General features: G+C 63.1%; 21 protein-coding genes. 18 read left to right on the top strand and 3 right to left on the bottom strand.

The window, feature by feature from the left end; genetic code table 11:
* The first annotated feature begins 3 nt into the window (after window positions 1-3).
* Together L0U84_RS36555 and L0U84_RS36550 are read left to right on the top strand one after the other, a co-directional pair.
* Window positions 4-219: a YMGG-like glycine zipper-containing protein gene (locus L0U84_RS36555; protein WP_129958011.1), complete on the top strand. Its 216-nt coding sequence runs from the start codon at window positions 4-6 to the stop codon at window positions 217-219.
* Between the two features lie 472 nt (window positions 220-691).
* Window positions 692-2,257 carry an alpha/beta hydrolase gene (locus tag L0U84_RS36550; protein WP_233857806.1) on the top strand — a complete coding sequence of 522 codons (1,566 nt, stop codon included), beginning with the start codon at window positions 692-694 and terminating at the stop codon, window positions 2,255-2,257.
* A gap of 113 nt (window positions 2,258-2,370) precedes the next feature.
* Here the strand turns inward: L0U84_RS36550 and L0U84_RS36545 are convergent, their stop codons facing one another.
* On the bottom strand, window positions 2,371-3,555 hold the full coding sequence (locus tag L0U84_RS36545; protein WP_233857804.1) for an endo-1,4-beta-xylanase: 1,185 nt from the start codon (window positions 3,553-3,555) through the stop codon (window positions 2,371-2,373).
* 338 nt (window positions 3,556-3,893) lie between these two features.
* On the bottom strand, window positions 3,894-4,202 hold the full coding sequence (locus L0U84_RS36540; RefSeq protein ID WP_129958008.1) for a BON domain-containing protein: 309 nt from the start codon (window positions 4,200-4,202) through the stop codon (window positions 3,894-3,896).
* 844 nt (window positions 4,203-5,046) lie between these two features.
* Here L0U84_RS36540 and L0U84_RS36535 point away from each other — a divergent pair.
* The 9 genes from L0U84_RS36535 (at window position 5,047) to L0U84_RS36495 (ending at window position 15,052) form a co-directional block, all read left to right on the top strand.
* Window positions 5,047-6,201, top strand: a complete 1,155-nt coding sequence (locus tag L0U84_RS36535; protein WP_233857802.1) for a porin — start codon at window positions 5,047-5,049, stop codon at window positions 6,199-6,201.
* Between the two features lie 199 nt (window positions 6,202-6,400).
* The gene (locus L0U84_RS36530; protein ID WP_233857800.1) at window positions 6,401-7,492 is read left to right on the top strand and encodes a LacI family DNA-binding transcriptional regulator; all 1,092 of its coding nucleotides are present in this window, start codon (window positions 6,401-6,403) and stop codon (window positions 7,490-7,492) included.
* A gap of 204 nt (window positions 7,493-7,696) precedes the next feature.
* Window positions 7,697-8,944, top strand: a complete 1,248-nt coding sequence (locus tag L0U84_RS36525) for an ABC transporter substrate-binding protein (protein ID WP_233857797.1) — start codon at window positions 7,697-7,699, stop codon at window positions 8,942-8,944.
* Window positions 8,945-9,073: 129 nt separating this feature from the next.
* Window positions 9,074-10,108 (top strand): carbohydrate ABC transporter permease, encoded by a 1,035-nt coding sequence (locus tag L0U84_RS36520; RefSeq protein ID WP_129958004.1) that lies wholly within the window; start codon window positions 9,074-9,076, stop codon window positions 10,106-10,108.
* Window positions 10,105-10,935 carry a carbohydrate ABC transporter permease gene (locus L0U84_RS36515; protein ID WP_129958003.1) on the top strand — a complete coding sequence of 277 codons (831 nt, stop codon included), beginning with the start codon at window positions 10,105-10,107 and terminating at the stop codon, window positions 10,933-10,935. Before L0U84_RS36520 ends, L0U84_RS36515 begins: the two co-directional genes overlap by 4 nt.
* A gap of 58 nt (window positions 10,936-10,993) precedes the next feature.
* Window positions 10,994-12,331, top strand: a complete 1,338-nt coding sequence (locus L0U84_RS36510; protein WP_233857795.1) for a GH1 family beta-glucosidase — start codon at window positions 10,994-10,996, stop codon at window positions 12,329-12,331.
* A 112-nt stretch (window positions 12,332-12,443) separates the two neighbouring features.
* Complete coding sequence (locus tag L0U84_RS36505; RefSeq protein ID WP_233857793.1) at window positions 12,444-13,574, top strand: ABC transporter ATP-binding protein; 1,131 nt, start codon at window positions 12,444-12,446, stop codon at window positions 13,572-13,574.
* Between the two features lie 858 nt (window positions 13,575-14,432).
* The gene (locus tag L0U84_RS36500) at window positions 14,433-14,663 is read left to right on the top strand and encodes a type II toxin-antitoxin system Phd/YefM family antitoxin (RefSeq protein WP_129957999.1); all 231 of its coding nucleotides are present in this window, start codon (window positions 14,433-14,435) and stop codon (window positions 14,661-14,663) included.
* Window positions 14,663-15,052, top strand: a complete 390-nt coding sequence (locus L0U84_RS36495; protein WP_233857791.1) for a type II toxin-antitoxin system VapC family toxin — start codon at window positions 14,663-14,665, stop codon at window positions 15,050-15,052. Before L0U84_RS36500 ends, L0U84_RS36495 begins: the two co-directional genes overlap by 1 nt.
* Here the strand turns inward: L0U84_RS36495 and L0U84_RS36490 are convergent.
* On the bottom strand, window positions 15,031-16,080 hold the full coding sequence (locus L0U84_RS36490) for a LacI family DNA-binding transcriptional regulator (RefSeq protein ID WP_184045177.1): 1,050 nt from the start codon (window positions 16,078-16,080) through the stop codon (window positions 15,031-15,033). The two genes, L0U84_RS36495 and L0U84_RS36490, sit on opposite strands and share 22 nt — an antisense overlap.
* A gap of 335 nt (window positions 16,081-16,415) precedes the next feature.
* Between L0U84_RS36490 and L0U84_RS36485 the strand changes: the two genes are divergently transcribed.
* From L0U84_RS36485 to L0U84_RS36455, 7 genes are all read left to right on the top strand, one after another.
* Window positions 16,416-17,648, top strand: a complete 1,233-nt coding sequence (locus tag L0U84_RS36485) for an extracellular solute-binding protein (RefSeq protein ID WP_233857787.1) — start codon at window positions 16,416-16,418, stop codon at window positions 17,646-17,648.
* 60 nt (window positions 17,649-17,708) lie between these two features.
* Window positions 17,709-18,626, top strand: coding sequence for a carbohydrate ABC transporter permease (locus L0U84_RS36480; RefSeq protein ID WP_233857785.1), 918 nt, complete (start codon window positions 17,709-17,711; stop codon window positions 18,624-18,626).
* 3 nt (window positions 18,627-18,629) lie between these two features.
* A complete protein-coding gene (locus tag L0U84_RS36475; RefSeq protein WP_233857783.1) occupies window positions 18,630-19,460 on the top strand; it encodes a carbohydrate ABC transporter permease in 831 nt (276 codons plus the stop codon).
* A gap of 69 nt (window positions 19,461-19,529) precedes the next feature.
* Entirely contained in the window at window positions 19,530-20,660 is a 1,131-nt protein-coding gene (locus L0U84_RS36470) for an ABC transporter ATP-binding protein (protein ID WP_233857781.1), read from the top strand.
* A 284-nt stretch (window positions 20,661-20,944) separates the two neighbouring features.
* A complete protein-coding gene (locus L0U84_RS36465) occupies window positions 20,945-23,350 on the top strand; it encodes a glycoside hydrolase family 3 N-terminal domain-containing protein (RefSeq protein ID WP_233857772.1) in 2,406 nt (801 codons plus the stop codon).
* A 65-nt stretch (window positions 23,351-23,415) separates the two neighbouring features.
* Window positions 23,416-24,183 (top strand): SDR family NAD(P)-dependent oxidoreductase, encoded by a 768-nt coding sequence (locus L0U84_RS36460; protein WP_233857770.1) that lies wholly within the window; start codon window positions 23,416-23,418, stop codon window positions 24,181-24,183.
* Complete coding sequence (locus tag L0U84_RS36455; RefSeq protein ID WP_233857769.1) at window positions 24,180-25,064, top strand: SMP-30/gluconolactonase/LRE family protein; 885 nt, start codon at window positions 24,180-24,182, stop codon at window positions 25,062-25,064. The genes L0U84_RS36460 and L0U84_RS36455 overlap by 4 nt, the downstream gene beginning before the upstream one ends.
* Window positions 25,065-25,113: the final 49 nt, after the last annotated feature.

The following is a 25,113-nucleotide window of genomic DNA, read 5'->3' as shown; positions in this document are numbered from 1 at the left end:
ATCATGAAACGACTTGGGTGGATCGTCAGTATTGGCGCGCTGGCCGCAATGATCGGTTGCACGGACATGAGCCCGCAGGCGCAGGGAACGATGAGCGGCGCGGCAATCGGCGCGGGCGCCGGTGCGGGCATCGCGGCAATCTCCGGCGGCGACGCGTGGACCGGCGCGATCATCGGCGGTGCGGCGGGCGGCGTGGCCGGCAATATGCGCGGCCGTTAGTCATCACCAGCGAGCAGGCAACGCCGGGTCGCGACGCGGGTCGCGCCCCGGCTTTTCGTTACTGAACCGCATGGCCCGGTCCAGACTTGATCAGGCATCCCATGGCCGTTACGGAACGCGCATCTGGAAGCGTCGCAGAAGGACCGTTCTTGCATGGGGCAGGACTTCGTTCTCCGCAGCGTCTCGAACATTCCGTGTCATTTTCTTCACGTCGAACGTCAAACAGCGCGGCGAATGGGACGAAATCATTCGCACTGGCGATATCGCGCCTCGTCAGCTTGTCATGCAAATCATCGGTTCATATACGGGCCGTTGGCGATGCCGCGTCGCGCGACCGGCCGACAAAGTTTGAACCGGTGATTAAAAGCCCTTAGGATATCCACACCGGAAGCCGTCGCGATGACGGCATGCGCACACCACGCAGAGAGCAGCCTGCGCGCGGTGCAACCTTCATCTCATCAAGAGAACACGAATGCTGCGCACGTCACTGAAGGTAATAAAGATAAGTGCATGGGTTCTGGTGCTGCTGGCGGTGCTCGCATTCGGGCTACGCGCGTGGTATTCGCAGCGCGGGCCGGAGCTGTCGGTATGGCACACCTATGTGCCGCGCGAAATGACCGTCGAGGAAATGGACACCGCCGACTGGAACGCGTATATCAAGGCGGAAAACCGGATTTTCGAGGACGTGCGCGTCAATGTCGTCGAAAAGCTGCAGCCGTCCGAGCGCATTCCGGCGAACCGTTATTACGAGGGCTCGCCGATTTTTCCGTGGCATTTCGCCGAAAACTGGAATCACTCTTACATTCTCGAGCCGTCGGGGCCACCCGTCGGCGCGGTCGTGCTGCTGCACGGCATGACGGATGCGCCGTACAGCATGCGGCATATCGCGCGTCGATATCGCGATCGCGGTTTCGTCGCGATCGGCATCCGCTTGCCGGGGCATGGCACGGTGCCGGCGGGGCTCGTCGACGTGCACTGGCAGGACTGGACCGCGGCAACGCGGCTCGCGGTGCGCGAAGCGCGCCGTCGCGTGGGGCCGGACAAGCCGATCGAACTGGTCGGGTTTTCGAACGGCGGCGCACTCGCGCTGCAATATGCGCTCGACGCGATCGAGAATCCCGCGCTCACGCGCCCGACGCGCGTCGTGCTGATCTCGCCGATGATCGGCGTCACGCGTTACGCGCGCTTTGCCGGTCTCGCCGGGTTGCCCGCGGTGCTGCCGCCGTTCGCGCGCGCCGCGTGGCTCGGCATCGTGCCGGAGTTCAATCCGTTCAAGTACAACTCGTTTCCTGTGAATGGCGCGCGCCAATCGTTTCTTCTCACGAGCGTGATTCAGGACCAGATCGCGCGACTCGAGCGCGAGAACAGGCTCGATACGTTGCCGCCCATTCTGACGTTCCAGTCGGTGACGGATTTCACGGTCAGCACGCCCGCGGTGATGACGTCGCTCTACGACAAGCTGCCTGAGAACGGCAGCGAAGTCGTGCTGTTCGATGTGAACCGCAGCGTGCGCTTCAGGACCTTCCTGCGCGTCGCGTCGTACACGGCGCTGTCGCGGCTGCTGCGCCTCGGTCCGCAGAACTATCGCACGACGGTGATCGCCAACGTGTCGCCGGATTCGGCGCACACCGTCGAGCGCAGCGTTTATGCGGGCGAAGTGCAAACGCGCGCCAAACCGCTGGATATCGATTATCCGCAAGACATTTTCTCGTTGTCGCACGTCGCGATTCCATTCCCGATCACCGACGCGCTGTACGGCATCGCACCGGACGATTCGGAGAACTTCAACGAGAACCTCGGCACGCTCGCGCCGCGCGGCGAACGCGGCACGCTGATTCTGACGCTCGATTCGATGTTCCGCATCGCGTCGAATCCGTTCTTCCCGTATCTGCTGCAGCGTATCGACGAAGGCATCGGCAAGATGCCGCCGCCGGTCGTCAAGTCACCGCCGCGCACACATGAAACCGCGGACGGTCAGCCCGACGATTTCGCCGAAGATCTGAACGCGCTCGAGCAGGTCGGCTCGGACGAGCCTTGAGATGCGAATGGTTGAATCGAGCTGACGGCAATCGCTCTGCCGCTTTCACGAGATGTGACCAGATGGCCCGCAGCTTACCGCGGGCCATCTGCTTTTCGGCTCGTAGATCGACGTTACGGTTGATACGACGAATCGACGATCGCCCACAGGGCCGCTTTCGGCTTCAGGTTCGCATCGAAGGGCAACGGCAGGTTGTTGCGTGGCACCGGCGTCGACGTCAGCCACGTGTGCTTGTCCGAGTAGCCCCAGAACGTCACCGCCTTGATGCTCGACTCCTGCTCGAACAGAGCGAACACCGCGCGATAACGCTCGGCCTGCGCGCGCATGATGTCGTTCGGCACCGGACGGCCGAGGTCCGGCAGACATGCGTGCGGGTTGCTCCAGCATTCACCGCGATCGGTATAGAGGCTCACGTCGAGTTCGGTCACCTGGTTTTCGAGACCTAGCGCGGCGACGTCGTCGAATGCCTGCTTGATGTTCGGCAGCGGCGGCCAGTTCACGCTGATGTGCATCTGATGGCCGACACCGTCGATCGGCACGCCCTGCGCGCGCAAATCGCGGATCACCGCGAGCAGCTTCGCGCGCTTGCCCGGATCGTCGGTGTTGTACTCGTTGATATAGAGCTTCACGTTCGGGTCGGCCGCGCGCGCCGCGCGGAAGGCGATCGCGATGTAGTCCTTGCCGAGCGCCCGATACCACGGACTGTCTTCGCGATACACCTGGTGCGGGTCGTCGCTGATCACTTCGTTGACCACGTCCCACGCATAGACCTTGCCCCGGAAGTGTGTGACGACGTCGGTTACATATCGATCGAGCCGCTTCGCGACGACGTCGTGATAGTGCGGATCTTTCGGATCGCCGGCGAAGAACCAGTCCGGCGCCTCGGTCCAGTCGCCGGCCTTGAAGTGCCACACGAGCGTATGACCGCGCATCGCAATGCCGTGCGCCTGTGCGAATGCGACGATCTCGTCGGCCGGCTCGAAGTTGTACTTGCCTTGCGCGACGCCGATCGTGCCCGGCTTCATCTTGTTCTCGGCGGTGAGGCTCGAGAACTGGGCGGCGATGAGCGCCGCGTCGGCGGGATTGTCGATCGAATCAGGTTCGATCGCCGCGCCGACCTTGAAGTGCGCGGCCATCACAGTGCGCAATGGCGGCAGCGCTTCAGCGGGCGCCGCGGCGAGCGGCGGGCCGTCATGAGCGGCGAGCGCCTGGTTGTGCGCGCAGCCCGTGGCTCCTGCGAATGTGCAAACGGCGACGGCCGCGCAAAGCATGCGCATCGAAGTCCTCAAAGGACGCACTGCTGGTCTCCTTGTGATGGCAAGCCGGTTCGGGTGGCTTTCTAACTTAGTATAACGTTAGCGGTAACAATCACGATGGTAAGCAGCACCTGACAGTCCCGCCATGAGGGATTCACCTGACGTATCAATGGGACGGTGGAAAGTGAATGAGCGTCGGTTCGACCGGTTCGACACGGCGCAAGATGAAAGCGCTTTCAAACGGGGATTGCACTGAGCGGACGCGCGGCTAACGGCGCGAAACAGAGTGCCAGTGCTCAATCCCGACTGGCGAGACGGGAAAACCGGATCCCTTCAACGCGCGGCTGCTTCAATCGTCCGCGCGACGATCCAGTTTGATTTCAATGCCCGTTCAACGAGCCTCCGTCGGGCGAGAGCCGGTTGTCCACCGAGGTGACACCGGGCACCGACATCGCAGCCTGTTCAGCACGTGCGACATGGTCCCGCTCGGGCACAAATCCGAGCAGCATGATCTGCCCCGAGTGGGCAAAGACAAACACGTGTGACATCCCAACGCCGCTGTGCGCCTCCGCGACCCGCACGCTATGGGCCAGTTGCTGGTCGGTGGCTTGTGAATCCTGCGCATAGGCCGCCGGCGCAATTGCGCCTGAAATCAGCAACGCGAGTGTAGAAACAAGGGCTGTTTTCACGATACCTCCTTAGAGTGCCAAGGTGTGCCGGCAAAATCCGCCGGCAAATCTTCCGGTCCGACTCGATGCGAGGCGTCGGAAGCGTGCTGGACAAAATCCTCTTTCCACTGCATGCGTCGCGGTGATCGCGGCTGCGCGGCGAGGTTTTGCCAGTCGGGGCGATGGGCGGTCGTGCCGTCGCCCGCAGATAAGTCCGCAAGGGCAGCGTGTTCGAGCGGGACGCTGCATGCGCGGCGTGGCGGCGAACAGCGAGAGCCGAGGGATGTGAGCTGGTTGGAGCGTTCGTGATGGAGCGCGAGAGCCAGACGGATGCACTGACAATCCCGCACTCAGCCGTCTACGCGACTGAGCCCGGCTCCTTGCCCGGCATCGTATGCATTGATGATAGTCGCTAATGTTCGCTACTGCTGGCGGCTCCGCCGCCGGTTCGTCAAGCCCAAACCGGCAATGCAAGCGAGTCGGGTCGTTGCATCTTCACAACATCAAGCGCGAAATTTTTCTTGCATTCGGGTGGGTTTTGCTTGTTAAGCAAGCGCTGAGCGACGCGCGAGACGGGTCCCCGCATTGTTTCGGTGCATGAATTTAAACGCATTTCCGACGCTTGTGACCATCACGCAATGGTCACAAAGCAGGGTGCTACAGGGGGATCGGCCGGCGCGCAACTGTTATCGATAACAGCGTTTTCCCTGAGCCGTTAGTTCGATGCGCGGCGCGAGGTCATCCCTATAATCGCCTCGAAATGTGAAGCAAATGAGAAGCGAGCATTTCGGCAAGAGGGGAAACGTGTGAGAACGCGTGCGTCCTTTGCGGCTTGGAGACGCCAAAATATATATAGGATATCTAAATGAAGAAGAAGCTTATTGCTGTGTCGGTGATGGCAGCCGCTGCGACGGCGGCCCATGCGCAGAGCAGCGTCACGTTGTACGGCCGTATCGACAACGGCATCCAGTTTGAAACCGGCCTGCCGGGCGGCCACCAGTGGTCGGCCCAAAGCGGCGACTGGGGTTGTTCGTGGTTCGGCTTGATGGGCTCTGAAGACATCGGCGGCGGCACGAAGACGGTCTTCCAGCTCGAAGGTCAGCTCAACACGATGACCGGTGCATCGGCGGGCAATCTGTTCGGCCGCCACGCAACGGTGGGCCTGACGAACGACCACTGGGGTTTGTTCAAGATCGGTAACCTCGGTGCTGGCGAACTGGCGCAGGACAGCTGGGGCACCGATCCGCAGGTGATGCAGCGTTACGCAATCTCGACTCTGGTGCGCGGCCGTAACTGGACGAGCACCAGCAACGGCGCGGAGTACAACTCGCCGGTGCTGTTCGGCGGCCTCGTGCTGAAGGGCCAGTACTCGCTGACCAACAACACGAGCTGGAACTCGGCGCCTGTCAACTCGGCGGGTGTGCCGACCGGCCAGGGTCGTACGAACGCGGTCGAAGGTGTGTACACCTGGGGCAGCGGCGACTTCCGCGTGATTTACGACGAAGTGCGCGGCGCCAACGGCTCGTTCAACAACGTGTACTCCGCTTCACGCGATATTCTCGTCGGCGGTACGTACGTGATCGGTCCGGTCAAGCTGTACGCGGGCTACCAGCACCTGAGCGCGCCTGACGCGACCAACGCGAGCGTCGGCGTGACCGATGCGTCGCAGCCTCTCGGTGTGAGCGCGCCGACCAGCGTGAACCACGAATGGTTCGGCGCCGCATGGCAGGTCAATGCCCCCGTGTTGCTGACGGCTGCGGTCTATCACGCGAACGCGAACAACGGCAACGGCAACGCGACGCTGTTCACGCTCGCCGGTACGTACGCGCTGTCGAAGCGCACGTTCCTGTACACGGAAGCCGGCTATGTGCACAACAGCTCGACGTCGAACCTGAACCTCGGCAACGGGCCGTACGGCAACAACAACTTCGATCCGACGACGGGCACGTCGTCGAACAGCAACCCGAACTATGGTCACAGCCAGACTGGTGTCTTCGCCGGGATCATGCATTCGTTCTGAGTTGAGGTTGCCTGATCAGCAATCGTAGTGATCTCTTTGTTTCAAGGACTGCTTAATTCTCTTTCATAGAGAGGCCGGTGCGACGCCTCCTCCACCCTCGTCGCATCGGCTGCTTTTTCTTTTTTCCGAATTCATCACCCGACGTACTGCGTTTATTCATATCTGAAAGCGCTTTCATCACAGGATTCAGGCAGAACTCATGACCCACGACGGCTCAAACGATAAACCCGGCGCGCCCAAGGTACCCAACGTACCCGTTGCGCCCAACGTGACGCTCGAAGCCATCGCGCGCGCGGCCGGTGTTTCTCCGAGCACCGTGTCGCGGATCCTGAACGGTTCTGCGCGCGTGCTTCCCGCCAAGCAGCAGGCGGTGGAAGCGGCAATCGCGCGTTTCAACTATCGGCCCAACGTGCTCGCGCGCGGTCTCGCGAGCGGCCGGACCGAAACGATCGGCGTACTGACGCAGGCGGTGTCGAGCCCGTTTTATGCCGAGTGGCTGCGCGGTATCGAAGAGTCGCTGTCCGAGCCGGGCTTTACGCCGATCTTCGTGAGCAGCCGCTGGAACATCGACGACGAAAAGGCGCGCCTCGAGCAGTTCATCTCACGGCGTGTCGACGGAATCATCCTGCTGCACGCGCAACTCGATGAGCCGACCTTGACCGACTATTCGCGGCACGCGCCGATGCTGGTGCTCGGCCGTTCGGTCCAGAACAGCGCGACGCTGGCGGGCCTGCCGATCGACAACATGCAGGGCGCGCGCGACGCGACGCGTCATCTGATCGAGCAGGGTCATCGCGAGATCGCGTTCATCGCCGGGCCTGCCAGTCACGAGGATGCGATCGAGCGCCTCGTCGGCTACCGGACCGCGCTCGAAGACGCAGGCATCGGCTTCGATGCCGATCTCGTCGAGCAGGGCGATTACCTCGAAACGGGCGGCGTCGCCGCCATGGAACGGCTGATGGCGCGCCATCCGTCGTTCAGTGCGGTGTTCTGCGCGAACGATCAGACCGCGTACGGCGCGCGCCTCGCGATGTTCCGCCGCGGTGTGAGGGTGCCGGACGACGTGTCGCTGGTCGGCTTCGACGATCTGCCGACTTCGTCGTACATGACGCCGCCTTTGACGACGGTCCGCCAGCCGACTTATGAAATCGGCCGACTTGCCGCGCAGGGCATCGTGCAGATGATCCGCAAGCAGTCGATCGCGCTCAGCCCGATTCCGCTCACGCTCGTGACGCGCGAAACCACGCGGCGAATCACGCCGCCGGTCAAGCGGGGCGATACGCGTACGTAGTGGGCATTTTTTTGGCGTTGGCGTGAAAGCGCTTTCAGCCATCGGCAGTCAGGCAGAAATGCAGCAGCACATTCAGCACCGAGTAAGCAGCACCAAGCAACGCAGCACCAAGCAAAGCAGCAACAAAGACAACAGGGGAAGTAGGTCGCAGCAACCGGTTAGTCATCGAATGCAATTCAAACAGGGTTCTTTAGGAGACGAGTAATGAAATTCCGCTTTTCAGGCTCTGCCGCCGCCGTTCTGCTCAGCCTGGCCGCAGTCGGCGCGCACGCCAACACCACGTTGACGGTCGCGGTCTTTCCGAAGCTGGATCAGGAAATCAAGGACGCGCTTCCGGCGTGGAAGAAGCTGCATCCGGACGTCGACATCAAGGTGTCGTCGCTCGCGATTGGCGATCACCACAATGCAATGACAACGGCGCTCGCGACGAGCTCCGATCTGCCGGACGTGATGGCGGTCGAGGTCGGCTTTATCGGCCGCTTCGCAGCGGGCGGCGGTCTCGAGGACCTGTCGAAGCCGCCGTATAGCGCGGGCCAGTACAAGAGCCAGTTCATCAACTACACGTTCGCGCAGGCGACCACGCAGGATGGCGCGATCGTCGGCATGCCGGCCGATATCGGTCCGGGCACGCTGTTCTATCGCAAGGACATTCTCGACAAGGCGGGCGTCACCGAAGCCGATCTGACCAAGTCGTGGGACTCGTATCTGGCCTCCGGTGTAAAGATCAAGAAGGCGACGGGCGCATACCTGATGGCATCGTCGCGCGATATCGAGGACATCTATATTCGCGCCGACCTGAAGGAAGGCGACGGCGTGTACTTCGACAAGGCCGGCAACCCGGTCGTCACGTCGCCGCGTTTCGTGAAGGCGTTCGAGCTCGCGAAGAAAGCGCGCGAGCTCGGTCTCGACGCGAAGATCTCGCCGTGGTCGAACGAATGGGCCGAGAGCTTCAAGCGCGGCACCGTCGCGACGCAGATGATGGGCGCGTGGCTCGGCGGCCACCTGTCGTCGTGGATCGCACCGGACACGAAGGGTCTGTGGCGCGCGGCCAATCTGCCGAACAACGCGTACGCATCGTTCGGCGGCACGTTCTGGTCGATTCCGGCCAAAGCGACGCAAAAGCCGATGTCGTGGGAATTCATCAAGTTCCTGACGACGCGCAAGGACACGCAGCTCGCATCGTTCCGTTCGATCGACGCATTCCCGTCGCTGCTCTCCGCGCAGAACGATTCGTTCTTCGCCGAGCCGGTCTCGTTCCTCGGCGACGAGAAGGCGCGTCTGATCTGGCGTGATGCGGCTTCGCACATCCCGGCGATCCAGCGCAGCAAGTATGACCAGGTCGCTGAAGAAGCGGTGCACTCGGCGCTCGACAAGGTCGTCGACGACGGCGCGGACGTGCATGCCGCGCTGCAGGAAGCGCAGGACCAGATCGCACATCGGGTCCGCCGTTAAGCGGTATCGATGCAAGGTCGCGGCACGCTGCATGCCGCGACCGACGTGTGTCGCAGTGCGTTGCAAGTCTGCTGCAAACAGCGTGGCCGGTCATCGATCCCGGCCACGCCCGACTGGACGGAACTATTGATGAACACTCCGCTGCCCACGACCGAAGAGGTCGCCCGCGATGCGCGCGCGAGCGATGTGCTGAGCTCGCCCACGCCGTTCGCCGCGCCGCGCAAAACGTCGCGGCTCGACCCGGTGAAGGTCGCGCCCTACCTGTTTCTCGGCCCGTTTTTCCTGCTGTTCGCGCTCTTTATGGCGTTCCCGCTGCTGTTTTCGTTGTTCCTGTCGTTCCAGAGCTGGGACGCGACGGCGGGTCTCGCAAGCATGAAGTGGGTGGGTCTGTCGAACTTCACGTTCACGCTGACCGACCCGTGGTACTGGAAGTCGCTGTACAACACCGCGTCGATGGCGATCATGTCCGGCGTGCCGCAGCATCTGGTGGCGCTGCCGCTCGCCTTCTTCCTGCAAACCGCGTTTCGCCGCTGGCGCAACCTGATGGTCGGTCTGTATTTCCTGCCGTTCATCACGTCGAGCGTCGCGATCGCGCTGATTTTCTCGTCGCTGTATTCGACCGACTTCGGCATGATCAACCTCGCGATCGCCGAGATCGGCAAGCTGCCCGGCTTGCACTGGCTCGTCCCCGCGCATCCGATCGAGTGGCTGTATAACCCGAAGAACGTCAAGCCGGCCGTTTCGGTGGTGATCTTCTGGCGCTATGTCGGCTGGAACACGGTGCTGTATCTGTCGGCGCTGCAAACCATTCCGAAGGACCTGTACGAGGCCGCGCGCATCGACGGCGCGAACGGCTGGCAACAGTTCACGCGCATCACGATTCCGCTGATCAAGCCGATGATTTTCTTTGCGGTCACGCTGTCGATCATCGGTGGGCTGCAGCTGTTCGAAGAGCCATTCATCCTGCTGCCGAACGAAGGCATGGGTACCAGCCAGTCCGGCCTGACGACGGCCGTCTATATGTATCGCACCGCATTCCACGACGGCGATTTCGGCACCGCGAGTTCGATCGCATGGCTGCTGTTCATCTCGATCGGCGCGTTGATGTGGTTGAACACGCGGATCTTTCACCGCAGCGGCATGAACGAGGAGACACAGCGATGAAATCGTCGAACAACAAAGGCCGTTATATCGGTTACGCGGTCGTGGTGGCCGGCGCGCTGCTGATGTTCTCGCCGTTCTACTTCATGTTCGTGTTCGCGACGCACACGAGCTCCGAGATCTTCTCGATGCCGCCCCCGCTGTGGTTCGGCAGCGCGTTTCTCGACAACATGGCCTCGCTGATGCGTCACATCCCGTTCTGGCGCAATCTGGGCTGGAGCTTCTATACGGCCGCGATGCAAACCGTGCTGACGCTGCTCGTCACGTCGATGGCCGGCTACGCGTTCGCGATGTACGAGTTCCGCTTCAAGAAGACGCTGTTCGCGATCGCGCTGACCGCGATGCTGGTGCCGCCGTTCCTCAGCATGATTCCGACCTTCATGACGATGAACCTGCTCGGCTGGATCGATCAGCCACGCGCGCTGTACGTACCCGGCGCGGCCGCTGCGCTCGGCGTGTTCCTGATGCGCCAGTACGTCGCATCCGCGATTCCGTCCGAGCTGATCGAGGCGGCGCGCATCGACGGCTGCGGCGAATTCCGCATCTACTGGAGCATCGTGATGCCGCTGCTGGGACCGGCGCTGGGCACGCTTGGGCTGATCAGCTTCATTCAGGCGTGGAACAACTTTCTGTCGGCGCTCGTCGTGCTGCGTTCGCCGTCGATGTACACGCTGCCGCTCGCGCTGCGCATTCTGCAAAGCCCGACCAATTCGGATTGGGGCGCGGTGATGGCGGGCTCCGCGGTCGCGGTGCTGCCGCTGCTGGTGCTGTTCGCATTCACTTCGCGGCGGTTGATCGACGGTCTGACGACCGGCGCGGTCAAGGCCTGAGATTCCTCTATTCAATTTCACGCCCTCGCGGGCACGATCATTCAGGACAACATCATCTATGTCGACGTATCGATTCAACGAAGACTTCGTCTGGGGCGTGGCCACCAGTTCCTACCAGATCGAAGGCGCAGCGCATGAGGACGGCCGTGGCCCGTCGATCTGGGACGCGTTCTGCAACGTGCCGGGCAAGGTCGTGAACGGCGAAAACGGCGACGTCGCATGCAATCACTATCACCTGCTCGAGGAAGATCTCGATCTGATGGCTGAACTCGGCGTCAAGGCTTATCGCTTTTCGATCGCGTGGCCGCGCGTGCAGCCGACTGGCCGCGGCGCATTCAACGACAAGGGTCTCGCGTTTTACGAGCGGCTCGTCGACGGTTTGCTCGAGCGCGACATCCAGCCGTTTGCGACGCTGTATCACTGGGACCTGCCGCTGTCGCTGCAGCACACCCAAAACGGCTGGGAAAACCGCGACACCGCTTATCGCTTCGCGGACTACGCGCGCAAGATCGGCAGCGTGCTCGGCGATCGCGTCGCGTCGATCGCGACGCACAACGAGCCGTGGTGCACCGCGTGGCTCGGCAACGCAACCGGCTATTTCGCGCCGGGCAACGCCGATCTGAAGAAAGCCGCGCACGTCGCGCACCATCTGCTGCTGTCGCACGGCCTCGCGTTGCAGGCCCTGCGCGCCGATGGCGTGAAGGCGCCGCTCGGCATCGTGCTGAACCAGTCGCCGGCGGATGGCGCGACGGATTCGCCCGAAGACCAGGCCGCCGCGTCGCTCGAATACGCGAAGTTCGTGCGCTGGTACATGGACCCGCTGTTCAAGGGCGAGTATCCGGCCGAGGCGCTCGAATGGTATGGCGCGAACGGTCCGCAAGACGTGATCCTGAGCGGCGATTTCGACGTGATCGGCACGCCGATGGATTTCCTCGGCGTCAACTACTACACGCGGATCTTCGCGAGCGCATCGGGCGACAAGCGTCCGCCGGGCGCACTCGGCTTCACCGACATGGATTGGGAAGTCTATCCGCAAGGCCTCACAGAATTGCTGACGCGCATCAACGCCGACTACAAGCTGCCGCCGATCTACATCACCGAGAACGGCTGCGCGGCGAAGGACGTGCTCGCTAACGGCCGCGTGCACGACGCCGAGCGCGTGCGCTTCTACGACCTGCATCTGGCCGCGTTGTCGGACGCGGTGAAACAGGGTGTCGACGTGGCCGGCTATTTCGCCTGGAGCCTGATGGACAACTTCGAATGGGCGTCGGGATACGACAAGCGCTTCGGCATGGTCTACGTCGACTATGCGAGCCAGGAGCGCACGCTGAAGGACAGCGCGTTGTGGTATCGCGACGTGATCGCGCAACACGCCGGCGTCGCGCTCGCGCGCTGAGGCGCGCGCACGGCGGCGGGCGCAACGGACCTCGCGTGGCGCGAAAGTAGTGGGGCAGTGGGATAGCGTCACGCGGGGTACTGCAAGTACAAGGATTGAGGAGGAGGCATCAATGGGCGAACTCGTATTGCGCAACGTCACGAAGACGTATGGCGAAGGACCGCAGGTCATCCAGGGGATCGATCTGCATATTCCAGACGGTCAGTTCACGGTGTTCGTGGGACCGTCGGGCTGCGGCAAATCGACGATGCTGCGGATGATCGCGGGGCTCGAGTCGGTAACGGGCGGCGACGTTCTGATCGACGGCGTACGCGTCAACGATCTGCAGCCAGTGGACCGCGGCATCTCGATGGTGTTCCAGAGCTACGCGCTTTACCCGCACATGACGGTCGCGGAAAACATGGGCTTTTCGCTGAAGCTGTCTGGCAAGTCGAAAGCGGAAGTGCGCGAGGCTGTCGGCCGTGCCGCCGAGATTCTGCAGATCACGCATCTGCTGGAGCGCAAACCGAAGGCGCTGTCGGGCGGCCAGCGTCAGCGGGTCGCGATCGGACGGGCGATCGTGCGCAAGCCGCGCGTGTTCCTGTTCGACGAACCACTGTCGAATCTCGATGCGGCGCTGCGCGTGCAGATGCGTATCGAACTCGCGAAGCTGCATCGCGAACTCGGCACGACGATGATCTACGTCACGCACGACCAGGTCGAGGCGATGACGCTCGGCCAGCAGATCGTCGTGTTCAACAAAGGCCGCATCGAGCAGACCGGCGCGCCGCTCGATCTGTATGAGCGGCCGGCGAACCGCTTCGTCGGCGGCTTCATCGGCTCGCCGCAGATGAACATGCTGGCCGCGACGCTGGTGTCGCGAAGCGATACGCACACGGAGGTGATGCTTGCCGGCGCGAGCCAGCGCATCGCACTGCCTGGCCGATTGGAGAAGCCCGTCAGCGGCGAGCTGACGCTCGGGGTGCGCGCCGAGCATCTGGGCATCGGCTCGCTCGACGACGGTCTCGCCGCGCGTGTCGAACTGGTCGAGCATCTGGGCGACGTGTCGCTGCTGCATGCGCGACTCGACGGGATGGCGCACGCGATCTCGCTGAAGCTCGACAAGAAGGATGCGCAGCACGCGGTCGGCGCGCGCGTCGGGATCAAGGTGGCGTCGTCGTCGGTCACGCTGTTCGATGCGAACGGCGCCGCGCTGAGCCTCGCGCGACCCGAAGTCGGCGAGGACGTCGACGCGGTCGTTTGACAGGCCGAGGCGACGAGCGAACGACGGCACAGCGATGGCGGACAGCGCGATGGAGAAAAATGGAGCGAAGGGCGATGGCGAGGCCGCGGCGAGCGGCCCGTCCGGGCAAGGGTACGGCGGGACGCCTGGTGAAGCGGCTGCCGCCAGGGATCGCGGGCAACCGGCTATCGAACGAGAGCCGCAGCAGCGCGGCAGGCTGAATAAGCCGCGCGAATCACTGCATGCGTGGATCGTGCATTTCGATGCGGAGCCTTCATCGAGGCCCCCTGCATCGAACGAAGAAGAGTGATGCGAGTGAGGATGACGTTAGCCAGCTTGCATCAAATATTACGCAATGCTTTCCATGCCATTCATGGAGCTTTCTCCTTGTCTGGCCTGGTTTAGAGGGTTGATTCGGTTGGTTCGGGTAGTGGTTCGGAGCTTAGGTAAACTCCGCATGGCGGTGGTGAATATGCGCCATTAACATCCGCTAACGTTAAGGGTAACGTTCACAGTGCTTACATCTATTCGAACATCTATAACACGCAGCGAAGCATTGAAACCCAAGACGCGCCGCGCTGCTATCCGGCACGACCCTGCATGGCCAGAGCGGTCTATGTAATACGCATTCAGTAGATAAAAGTGCAGCGGTTGCGCGCACGGATTGGCGCTGCCGACGCAGGCTGTGGCGCGGTTACGGTAGTCGTCGCCGCGAGTTGGGCAGGAGCTCGAGGGGAGCTCCTGGCAGTAGGTTGGGAAGCAACGACAGAGAGCAAGGTTGATAAAGAATGTCGGGCCACGCATCGCAGGCATTTGCCTGCGGGCGCAACGGCCCGATACAAAAAATAACCGTTGAAATTTTGCTGGGTGGAGAGCGTCATGGAAAAGCGAGTATCTAAAGCCATTTTCAAATCCCGGGCCTGCGAGCTGTTCCGTCAGGTCGAGGCATTGGGCGAAACCGTGGTCGTCACCGACCGCGGACAACCCACCATCGAGATACGGCCGTATCGCAGCAAGCAGGAGAATCCGCTCGAGCTGCTGCGCGCGTCGATTACGCATTTCAACCTGAAGCACGCGTTGCAACCTGTCACGGCCGATCAGGACGAGTAATGATCACGCTCGACACGCTTGCTCTCGTGTGCTGGCTCGGCAGGCAGAAAGCACTGAGTCAGGCCGCGCACGACGCGATCGATCAGGAGCTCGCCGGTGGCGAGATCCTGATTTCGGCGATCAGCGCGTTCGAAATCGCGGAGTTCGTGAAGGTGGGAAGTCTCGGGCTATCGATGGATGCGCGCAGCTGGATGTCGACGTTTCTTTCGCTCGACGGCGTGCGGATGATTCCGGTCGACGCCGAGATCGCGTTTCGGGCGGCGACGCTGCCGCCCACACTCACCTTGCATCAACGCCTGATCGTCGCGACCGCGCGCACGCATGGCGGCGCGCTGGTGACTTCGGATGCGAAGGTGCGCGCGTCGACTTACGTCGAAACGATCTGGTGACGGCCGCGGCGCTGCCTGGTGCGGACTGGGCCGGTGGAATCACGCACCACCAGTTCCGCCGGCAGCGTGATGCGCTGCGAAGCGGCGTCGATCCCAGCGATCTGCGCGAGCAGCGTGTTGACCGCGGAGCGCGCCATTTGCTGGAACGGTTGGCGGATCGTGGTGAGCGCGGGGTGAAACTGCTCGGACATCGGGATGTCGTCGAAGCCGATCACCGAGATGTCGTCCGGCACGCGCAGGCCCGCTTCGCGAATTGCGGCGATCACGCCGAACGCGCTCTGGTCGTTGGCCGTGAAGATCGCGGTGGGCGGCTCGGCGAGGTTCAGCAGGTCGAACGTGACGTCGAACGCCATCATTTGCGACAGGTCGCCCGCGGCGACCAGCGCATCTTCGCGCGGCAGGCCGAGGCGGGCCAGCGTGTCGTGATAGCCGCGTTGCCGGTCGCGCACGCCTTCGATCGTTTCGTCGCCGGCCAGAAATGCGATGCGCTTGTGACCGAGTTCCGCGAGGTGCTCGACCGCGAGACAGGCGCCGCCGTAGTTGTCGACCGATACCGACGGGAAGCCCGTCAGCGTACCGCGCTGATCGACGACGACGACCGGCACCTTCGCGGTGGCGAGCGCCTCGAGGCACAGCGACTCGCGCGGAAGAATGGCGAGGATGCCGTCGGAGAATTGCTGGATGAGCCCGAGCAGGTCGTGATGCGTATGACGGTCTTCGTCGAACACCGTGTAGACCAGCATCTCGCAGCCCGCACCACGCGCCGCGCGGCCCGCGCCGAGAATCAGCTCGCTGGAAAATTGCGTGTCGAGTGTCGGGGTGATGATGCCGATGATGCCGTTGCGACCGCCCGACAGCTTCTGTGCGGTGCGGTTGACGACGTAACCGATGTCCGACGCGATTCGCAGGACTTCGTCGCGGGTTTCGCGCGACACGCCGGGACGGCCGTTGAGGGCGCGCGACGCGGTCATCTGGGACACCCCGGCAAGCTTGGCGACGTGCTCAAGCGTGGGGGTTTGCCTGGCCATGCGGGGCGAAGGTGTGCGAGAGGTCATTGGATGGGTCGACTCGCTAATCGCGTTAGCGATACCGTTTATGTAGTCGCTATTCTAGCAGAACCCTTTATATTTCAGCTTCCTCATAATCGGTCAATCTTATAGGGCAGTTGCGTTGCACCCCGCGGGGACCAGGTAAAATCCCGCATAGCCTTACTTCTCGCATCCACCTAACATCCACTAACGTTAAGGCTAACGTTAACGTTCCGGCGGTTTCTTGAAAATCCAGAAGAGGGGACACACACATGGCGTACCCGGCTTTGTTTAAAGCGCGGTCCATCATCGGCGCGACGGCGCTGCTTTTTTCGATGTCTGCAGTTGTTTCGAGCGCCGTAGCGGCGGAGTCCAAGACGATCACGGTGTGGGACCAGCAGACCAATGCGTCGTCGAGCAAAATCATTCGTGATGCGTCGGATCGCTTCGAAAAAGCGGACCCGGGCTACAAGGTCGAGAATTCTCACGTCCTGAACGAGGCCTACAAGACGAAGCTGAAGGTCGCATTCGGCGCGAACCAGCCGCCGTGCGTGTTCGAGAACTGGGGCGGCGGCGGCCTGCACGAGTACGTGAAGTCCGGCCAGATCGTCGACCTCACGCCGTATCTGAGCAAGGATCCGTCGTATCGCGGCCGCTTCATGCAATCGTCGTGGGATGTCACGACGTTCGACGGCAAGACCTACGGTGTTGCTGCCGAAAACGCAGCGGCCGCAGTGATCTTCTACAACAAGGAAGTCTTCAAGAAGTACGGCATCACGCCGCCGAAGACGTGGGATGAACTGATGCACGTCGTCGACGTGCTGAAGCAGCACAACGTTGCAGCGTTCTCGCTCGCGAACAAGAACAAGTGGACCGGTTCGATGTACTACATGTACCTCGTCGACCGTATCGGTGGTCCGCAAGTCGTGAAGGACGCGATCGCAGGCAAGGGCAAGGGCTTCGAAGATCCGGCGTTCGTCGAAGCCGGCAAGCGCATTCAGGAGCTCGTGAAGGCTGGCGCGTTCGCACCGGGCATCAACGGTCTTGATTACGACTCGGGTGCGTCGCGCCGTCTGCTGTACACGGGCAAGGCCGCCATGGAGCTGATGGGCGCCTGGGAAGCTTCGACGATCGCAAACGAAAATCCGACCTTCTCGAAGGATCTGGACTTCTTCCCGTTCCCGAGCGTGACGGGTGGCAAGGGTGATCCGCGCGACCTGATCGGCACGGTCGGCGACGGCTTCCTCAGCATCTCGGCCGAGTGCAAGACGCCGGACGCAGCATTCAAGCTGATCCAGGCACTGACCGACGAGCAGGCGATGCAGGCTCGCGCGACGGATGACCACAAGCTGCCGCCGGTCAACAACGTCAAGATCGACGATCCGTTCACGCAGCGTCTGCAGCAACTGCTGGCCGCGGCTCCGAGCGTGCAGCTCTGGTACGACCAGGCACTGCCGCCGGCGCTCGGCGAAATGCACAAGGACACGACGCAGGCGCTGTTCGGCTTGTCGGTGACGCCTGAAGCTGCTGCGCAGCAAATGGAAGCCGCTTCGAAGAAGGGCGGTTAATCTCCAGTCTCAAAGAAAAGTCCGGCCGGCACCGCAAGGTGCCCGCCGGCATACAAGCCCGTGAATATCGCACTTTCCGCCACACCTGAACGCCGGCTGAGATTCTCGTCGCAAACGCTCGTCACGGTCGTGTTCCTTGCGCCGTCGCTGCTGCTGCTGGCCGTGTTCCTGCTTTATCCGCTCGTCTCCAGCCTGCGGCTGTCGCTGCTCGACTGGAACGGCCTCGGCAACACTGCCCGTTATATCGGGCTCGCGAACTGGGAGCGGCTCGCGCACGACACGGTGTTCTGGCAGTCGCTGAAGAACAACGTGATCCTTGCTGTCGCGTCGATCGTCGTCCAGCTTCCGATCGCGCTCGCGCTCGCCGTGCTGCTGGAAAAGGCCGGCCGTGGCTCGCGCCTGCTCAAGGTTCTCTATTTCCTGCCGCTGCTGATGTCGAGCGTGGCGATCGGCGTGCTGTTCAAGCAAATCTACGATCCGAATTTCGGTCCGGTCAACGTCGCGCTGCAGGCATTCGGGCTTGATGGCCTCGCAAAGGACTGGCTGGGCGACCCGCATTTCTCGCTGGGTGCGACCATCGCCGTGATCATCTGGCAGAACGCGCCTTTCTACATGATTCTGTTCCTCGCCGGCCTGTCGTCGATGCCGGCCGAGGTCAACGAGGCCGCGCTGCTCGACGGCGCATCCGAGTGGACGATTTTCTGGCGCATCAAGCTGCCGCACCTGCAAGGCACGGTGCGCACTGCCGTGCTGCTGTCCGTGCTCGGCTCGCTGCGTTACTTCGATCTCGTCTTCGTCATGACCGGTGGCGGCCCCGAAGGCTCGTCCGAGGTGATGGCCACCTACATGTATCGCACGGTGTTCAGTTCGTTCCAACTCGGCTACGGCAGCACCATCGGCTCGGCGATGTTCCTTATCGTCATCACGGTGGCGGCGGTCTCGATGTACTTCACCCGCCGTTATGCAACCGAGGTCTGAACCATGAACAAGAAACTACGCTTCCCCCGCGTTGGGGTTCCACTGCTGGCACTGATCTGGCTGGCAGTCACGACGATTCCGTTTCTCTTCATGGTCGCGTCGAGCTTCAAGAGCCAGGAAGAGACCTTCGCGACGTCGGTGTGGGCGCCGCCGAGCCACCTGTATCTGGGCAATTACGCGGCTGTGCTGCAGGGTCCGTTCTTCACCTATTTCCGTAACAGCGTGTTCACGGTGGGCGTGTCGGTGCTGCTAATCGTCGTCATCAGTGCGATGGCGGCCTACGTGTTTGCGCGCTTGCGCTTCTCGCTGAACAAGACGCTCTTCGGTCTGGTGGTCGCCGGCATGATCGTGCCGCTGCATGCGACGCTCGTGCCGATCTATCTGCTCACGCGCAACCTCGGTCTGTACGACACCGCGTTCGCGCTGCTCGGCCCTTATGTGGCTCTTAGTCTGCCAGTGTCGATCTTCATCCTGACCGAGTTCATGCGCCAGATTCCGCGCGAGCTCGAAGAAGCGGCGCAACTCGACGGCTGCAGTCCGTTCCGCATCTTCTGGCGGATTTTCTTCCCGCTGTCGGCACCGGGGCTCGCCACTGTGACGATCTTCAATGGCATCGGTCTGTGGAACGAGTTCATCTTCGCGTACATGCTCACGTCGACGTCCGAGCACCGCACGCTGCCGCTCGCGATCTGGGACTTCATGGGGCAATACGCGTCGAACATACCGTCGATGCTGTCCGTGCTCGTGCTCACGTCGTTGCCGCTGATCGTTGCCTACGCGTTCGGTCAGGAGCGCGTGATCAAGGGGATGATGGCTGGCTCGTTGAAGGGCTGATCCGCATCGCATACCACCTCGAATCGTGTGGGCTCACGTGGCCCGCACACCGAACTTCGCACAAACGATATGGCAAGCATCTCTCTCACTAACGTACAGAAGTCCTATACGAGCGGCAACTCGGTGATCCGCGACGCCAACCTCGAAGTCGGCAAGGACGAATTCTGCGTGTTCCTCGGGCCGTCGGGCTGCGGCAAGTCCACGCTGCTGCGCATGATCGCCGGTCTCGAATCGATCACCGACGGCGAACTGCGCATCGACGGTCAACTGATGAACAACGTCGAACCCGCGAAGCGCCAGGTCGCGATGGTGTTCCAGAACTACGCGCTCTATCCGCACATGAGCGTGTACGAGAACATGGCGTTCGGTCTGCGTCAGGCGAAAATCGATAAGGCCATCATCGACAAGAAGGTGCGCAGCGCCGCTGCCGCACTGCAACTCGACAGCTATCTCGAACGGCGCCCCGCGGCGCTGTCCGGCGGCCAGCGCCAGCGCGTGGCGATCGGACGCGCGATCGTGCGCGAGCCGGGCGTGTTCCTGTTCGACGAGCCGCTGTCGAATCTCGACGCCGCGCTGCGCGTGCAGACGCGTACCGAAATCGCCCGTTTGCATCGCGAGTTCAACCGCGCGAGCGCGGTGTACGTGACGCACGACCAGATCGAAGCGATGGCGCTCGCCGACAAGATCGTGCTGCTGCACGCCGGCGCCGACATGGAAAAACACGGCAGCATCGCGCAGATCGGCGCGCCGCTCGATCTGTATCACCGGCCGAAGAGCCGCTTCGTCGCGGGCTTCATCGGTTCGCCGAAGATGAACTTCATGCCGGGCACGATCCTCGCCATCGACGACAAGGGCATTCAGGTCGAGCTGACCACGGGCGAGCGCGTGCGTGCCGAGGTCGACGGCCGCAGGCAGCGCGTCGGCTCGCAGATCACGCTCGGCATCCGTCCGGAGCACCTTGCGCTGCCATCGACGCAGCCCGGTGTGCAGACGATCCGCTGCGCCGTGCGTCTGGTCGAACGGATGGGCGAGCACAGCTACGTGCACGTGGACGGCGGCGTACGCGACGGCAACGCGATGATCGCCAAACTTCCCGGCGACGGTGGCGTGACGCACGACGAGCGCGTCGAGCTGGCGTTCGCACCGCACGCGTGCCACGTATTCGACGACAAGGATTTCGCGCTGCCGCGTCTGCACTGATCCGCTTGCGATCGCGTTGTCTGCTCGACGCGAGCAAGCGCGGTACCACTGCATCGCGTCGCCAGACCCAACGAACGACCCGTAGTCGATCAAATGCGACGAATTCCGAGCCGTGGTTGCATTCGATCGATTAGCAGGACTGCGAAGTACGGAAAGGTATCTGCAATCCAAGGGGATGGCATCGGGGCCGAAGCAACGCCCTGCCGCACGCTTGTCAGGAACAACGGATTTTGTCGGCGCTACATGCGCTTCGTACACACCAGGATAAGAAAAAGGAGTTTTCGATGTTGCTTCGCCAAAGTGAGGTCCCGCTCTACCGCAATCCAGCGGCAGCCGTGGAAGAGCGCGTGGCCGACCTGCTCGCGCGCATGACGCTCGACGAAAAGATTGCGCAGCTTCACGCCGCGTGGCTGAAGCTGTCGGCCGATGGCAAGCACAAGGCGCGTAGCATCGATTTCGCAGGGAGCGCCAACCAGATCACGGTCGACGAGATCCTGCAGCACGGCCTCGGCCAGATCACGCGTCCGCTCGGCACGCATACGGTCGATCCGAAGGAAGGCGTGCGCGCGCTCAACGAACTGCAGCGCAAGATGGTCGAAGACACGCGCCTCGGCATTCCGGTGATGTCGCACGAGGAGTGCCTCGTTGGACTGATGATCAAGGACGCGACGCTGTTCCCGTCGCCGTTGAACTATGCGGCGACGTGGAACCCGCGACTGGTCGGCGAAGTGGGCACGATCATCGGCGAGCAGGCGCGCTCGATCGGCTGTCACCAGGGGCTCGCGCCGGTGCTCGACGTGTCGCGCGACCCGCGCTGGGGCCGCACCGAGGAGACGCTCGGCGAAGACCCGTATCTGGTCGGCGTGCTCGCGTGCGATTACGTGAAGGGCCTGCAAGGCGAACAGCGCGATCTGCTCGCGACGCTCAAGCATTTCGTCGGTCATTCGGCGAGCGAAGGCGGCCGCAATCATGCGCCGGTGCACGTCGGTCCGCGTGAGCTCAACGACGTGTTCATGCTGCCGTTCGAAATGGCCGTGAAGCTCGCGAACGCGGGCTCGGTGATGCCCGCCTATCACGACGTCGACGGTGTGCCCTGTCATGGCGATCGCGCGCTGCTGAACGACACGCTGCGCGAGAAATGGGGCTTCGACGGTCTCGTCGTCGCCGATTACGCGGGCGTGGATCTGCTGTACAGCCACCATGCGGTAGCGCGCGACAGCGCGTCGGCCGCGGCCCTCGCGTTCAACTCCGGCCTCGACGTCGAGCTGCCGGGCCACGAGTGCGCGGTACATCTGAAGGAAGCGCTCGAGCGCAACGAGATCACCGAAGCGACGATCGACACCGCCGTGTCGCGCGTGCTGCGCGTGAAATTCCAGCTCGGCCTGTTCGAGAATCCGTACGTCGATGTCGAACGCGTCGACGTCAAGAGCGCGGCCGCGGGCGATACCGCGTATCAGGTCGCCGTCCAATCGGCGGTGCTGCTGCGCAATCAAGGCAACGTGCTGCCGCTCGACGCGAACGGCGCCGACAAGATCGCGGTGATCGGCCCGACTGCCGACGATCCGCTCGCGCTGCTCGCCGGCTACAGCTTCCCGGTGCATCTGATCAACAGCGGCGAGCAGTCCACTGCCGCGATCGCGACGCCGCTGCGCTCGCTGCGCGCGTTGCTCGGCAACGAGCGCGTGATTCACGCGCAGGGCTGCGACATCATCAAGGAACGCCGCGCCGGCGCGCCGGTGTTCCCGGGCGACGTGTCGCTCGATCTGACCGGCGACGCGCATTGCGACGAGCTGATCAGCAAGGACACCGACGGCATCGCCGCCGCGGTCGAGGCCGCGCGGCAAGCTGGCGTCGCGCTGGTGTTCGTCGGCGATCTGGCGGGCCTGTTCCAGTCCGGCACGGTCGGCGAAGGGTCCGATACCGACAGCCTCGACCTGCCGGGCGTGCAGCAGGCGTTGCTGCAGGCGGTGGTCGATAGCGGCACGCCGACGGTGGTCGTGATGACGGGCGGCCGCCCGTACAATCTGGGCGGTCTCGAAGAGCGCATCGCCGCGCAGATCATGGCGTTCGCGCCGGGCGAGCGTGGCGCCGAGGCGCTGGCCGATCTGCTGGTGGGCCGCGCCAATTTCAGCGGCCGTCTGCCGCTGTCGGTGCCGAAGAGCGCGGGCGCCGTGCCGTACGTGTATAACCATCGTCTGAAGAGCGCTGGAACGCCGATTGCATACCATTTCGGCTGCCGCTATCCGTTCGGTTTCGGTCTCGGTTATTCGCAGTTCCGTTACGGCGATCTCGCGCTCGCGCACAGCGAAGTGCCGCTCGAAAACGGTACGATCGAGTTGAGCTTCACGCTCGAGAACATCGGTGCGCGCGATGGCACCGAGATCGTGCAGATCTACGTGCGCGATCGGCATGCGTCGGTTGCTCGGCCGGTACGGGAGCTGAAGGCGTTTGCGCGCGTGCCGCTCGCGGCTGGTGCGTCGGCGCGTGTGCGCGTGAAGCTGCCGGTCGACATGCTGAACTTCACCGATGCGCGCGGCGAGCGTATCGTCGAGCCCGGTGACTTCGATCTGCTGGTCGGCAGCTCGAGCCGCGACATTCATCTGAGCGGCACGGTTACGGTCGCGGGCTCTGCGACGAGAACGCTCGAGCGCAACTGGCGCATGCTGAGCGAAGTCGAGATCGTGGCCTGAGCGGCGGGGCAGGGCGGCGTGTGCCGCCCTGCGTGTGATCCTACTCGTTACAAGTGGAATATCTGATGTCGTACGCAACCTATCCAAGCCTGGCGGACAAAACCATCGTCGTGACCGGCGGCGGCAGCGGGATCGGCGCCGCGATCGTCGAGGCCTTCGCGCAGCAAGGCGCGCGCGTGTTCTTCCTCGATGTCGCCGAGCACGATTCGCTCGCGCTGCAGGAAACGCTTCGCCACGCGAAGCATCCGCCGCTGTTCCGCCGCTGCGACCTGAAAAATGTCGACGCGATCAACAGCACGTTCGCGGCAATCGAAGAGGCGGCGGGCCCGATCGATGTACTCGTGAACAACGCCGGCAACGACGACCGGCACGAAATCGGCGAGCTCACCGCGAGCTACTGGGACGACCGCATCGCGGTGAATCTGCGCCACCAGTTCTTCTGCGCGCAAGCCGCCGCTAACGGCATGCGTCGCGCGGGGCGCGGCGTGATCCTGAATCTGGGTTCGGTGTCGTGGCACGTCGCGCTGCCGAACCTCGCGATCTATATGACCGCCAAGGCCGGCATCGAAGGGCTCACGCGCGGTCTTGCGCGCGATCTCGGCGGCGCGGGCATCCGCGTGAACTGCATCATCCCCGGTGCGGTGAAGACGCCGCGGCAGATGCAGCTGTGGCAATCGGCGGAAAGCGAAGCGAAGGTCGTCGCGAGTCAGTGTCTGCAACTGCGCATCGAACCCGAACACGTCGCGCGCATGGCGCTGTTCCTCGCATCCGACGACGCTTCGCGCTGCTCGGGCCGTGATTACTTCGTCGACGCAGGGTGGTACGGAGAATGAGCATGCCGGTCCCTGTGTGCGTATGGGCGGTCGGCGCCGAGCTGGCCGAAGGGCCGCTGTGGCAGGCTGCCGAAAACGCCGTGTATTTCGTCGATATCAAGGGGCGCCGGATTCATCGGCTAGCCGTCGCGACCGGCGAGCAGCGGACGTGGCAGGCGCCCGACCAGCCCGGCTTCCTGGCGCCGCTCGCCAACGGCACGTTCGTGTGCGGGCTGCCGTCCGGCTTGCATCGCTTCGATCCGGCGAGCGGGGAGTTCAGCAAGCTCGTCGACGTCGAACCGCATCTGCCGGGCAACCGCCTGAACGACGGTTTCGTCGATGCCAGGGGACGCCTGTGGTTCGGCTCGATGGACGATGCGGAAGAGGCGCCGAGCGGCACGCTGTATCGCGTCGACGAGCAAGGCGCGGCCATCGCGCAGGACGACGACTACGTGATCACGAATGGCCCGGCGATGAGCCCGGATGGCCGCACGTTGTATCACAACGACACGATGCGGCGCGTGGTCTATGCGTTCGACGTCGCCGCGGACGGCACACTGTCGGGCAAGCGCATCTTCGCCGCGATCTCGGGCGACGGCCATCCCGACGGCATGGCCGTCGATGCCGACGGCTTCGTGTGGATCGCGCTGTTCGGCGGCTGGCGGATCGAGCGTTACTCGCCGGCGGGCGAGCTGGTCGATCAGGTGCCGTTGCCGTGCGCGAACGTGACGAAGCTCGCGTTCGGTGGCGACGATCTGCAAACCGTCTATGTGTCGACCGCATGGAAGGGGCTGACCGCCGTCGAACGGCAGCACCAGCCGCAGGCGGGCGGCTTGTTCTCGTTCCGCGCGCCGGTGGCGGGGCAGGCTCAGGCGCGCTGCACGGTGGGTTTCGAGCGTTAAAACGACAAAACACAGCGACAGAACAAACTGCATAACGCAACCCTGACGT

Origin of the sequence: Paraburkholderia sp. HD33-4 (genome assembly GCF_021390635.1) — a bacterium.
Taxonomy (GTDB): domain Bacteria; phylum Pseudomonadota; class Gammaproteobacteria; order Burkholderiales; family Burkholderiaceae; genus Paraburkholderia.
The sequence above is the reverse complement of the archived record's forward strand: the minus strand, read 5'-3'. Positions and strand labels throughout refer to the sequence as shown.

Coding starts and splice junctions, on each gene's coding strand:
- L0U84_RS36530 (WP_233857800.1), top strand. CDS start 6,401: ATGACCCACGACGGCTCAAACGATAAACCCGGCGCGCCCAAGGTACCC.
- L0U84_RS36500 (WP_129957999.1), top strand. CDS start 14,433: ATGGAAAAGCGAGTATCTAAAGCCATTTTCAAATCCCGGGCCTGCGAG.
- L0U84_RS36490 (WP_184045177.1), bottom strand. CDS start 16,080: ATGGCCAGGCAAACCCCCACGCTTGAGCACGTCGCCAAGCTTGCCGGG.
- L0U84_RS36470 (WP_233857781.1), top strand. CDS start 19,530: ATGGCAAGCATCTCTCTCACTAACGTACAGAAGTCCTATACGAGCGGC.
- L0U84_RS36535 (WP_233857802.1), top strand. CDS start 5,047: ATGAAGAAGAAGCTTATTGCTGTGTCGGTGATGGCAGCCGCTGCGACG.
- L0U84_RS36475 (WP_233857783.1), top strand. CDS start 18,630: ATGAACAAGAAACTACGCTTCCCCCGCGTTGGGGTTCCACTGCTGGCA.
- L0U84_RS36515 (WP_129958003.1), top strand. CDS start 10,105: ATGAAATCGTCGAACAACAAAGGCCGTTATATCGGTTACGCGGTCGTG.
- L0U84_RS36550 (WP_233857806.1), top strand. CDS start 692: ATGCTGCGCACGTCACTGAAGGTAATAAAGATAAGTGCATGGGTTCTG.
- L0U84_RS36520 (WP_129958004.1), top strand. CDS start 9,074: ATGAACACTCCGCTGCCCACGACCGAAGAGGTCGCCCGCGATGCGCGC.
- L0U84_RS36505 (WP_233857793.1), top strand. CDS start 12,444: ATGGGCGAACTCGTATTGCGCAACGTCACGAAGACGTATGGCGAAGGA.
- L0U84_RS36555 (WP_129958011.1), top strand. CDS start 4: ATGAAACGACTTGGGTGGATCGTCAGTATTGGCGCGCTGGCCGCAATG.
- L0U84_RS36495 (WP_233857791.1), top strand. CDS start 14,663: ATGATCACGCTCGACACGCTTGCTCTCGTGTGCTGGCTCGGCAGGCAG.
- L0U84_RS36510 (WP_233857795.1), top strand. CDS start 10,994: ATGTCGACGTATCGATTCAACGAAGACTTCGTCTGGGGCGTGGCCACC.
- L0U84_RS36455 (WP_233857769.1), top strand. CDS start 24,180: ATGAGCATGCCGGTCCCTGTGTGCGTATGGGCGGTCGGCGCCGAGCTG.
- L0U84_RS36525 (WP_233857797.1), top strand. CDS start 7,697: ATGAAATTCCGCTTTTCAGGCTCTGCCGCCGCCGTTCTGCTCAGCCTG.
- L0U84_RS36465 (WP_233857772.1), top strand. CDS start 20,945: ATGTTGCTTCGCCAAAGTGAGGTCCCGCTCTACCGCAATCCAGCGGCA.
- L0U84_RS36460 (WP_233857770.1), top strand. CDS start 23,416: ATGTCGTACGCAACCTATCCAAGCCTGGCGGACAAAACCATCGTCGTG.
- L0U84_RS36485 (WP_233857787.1), top strand. CDS start 16,416: ATGTCTGCAGTTGTTTCGAGCGCCGTAGCGGCGGAGTCCAAGACGATC.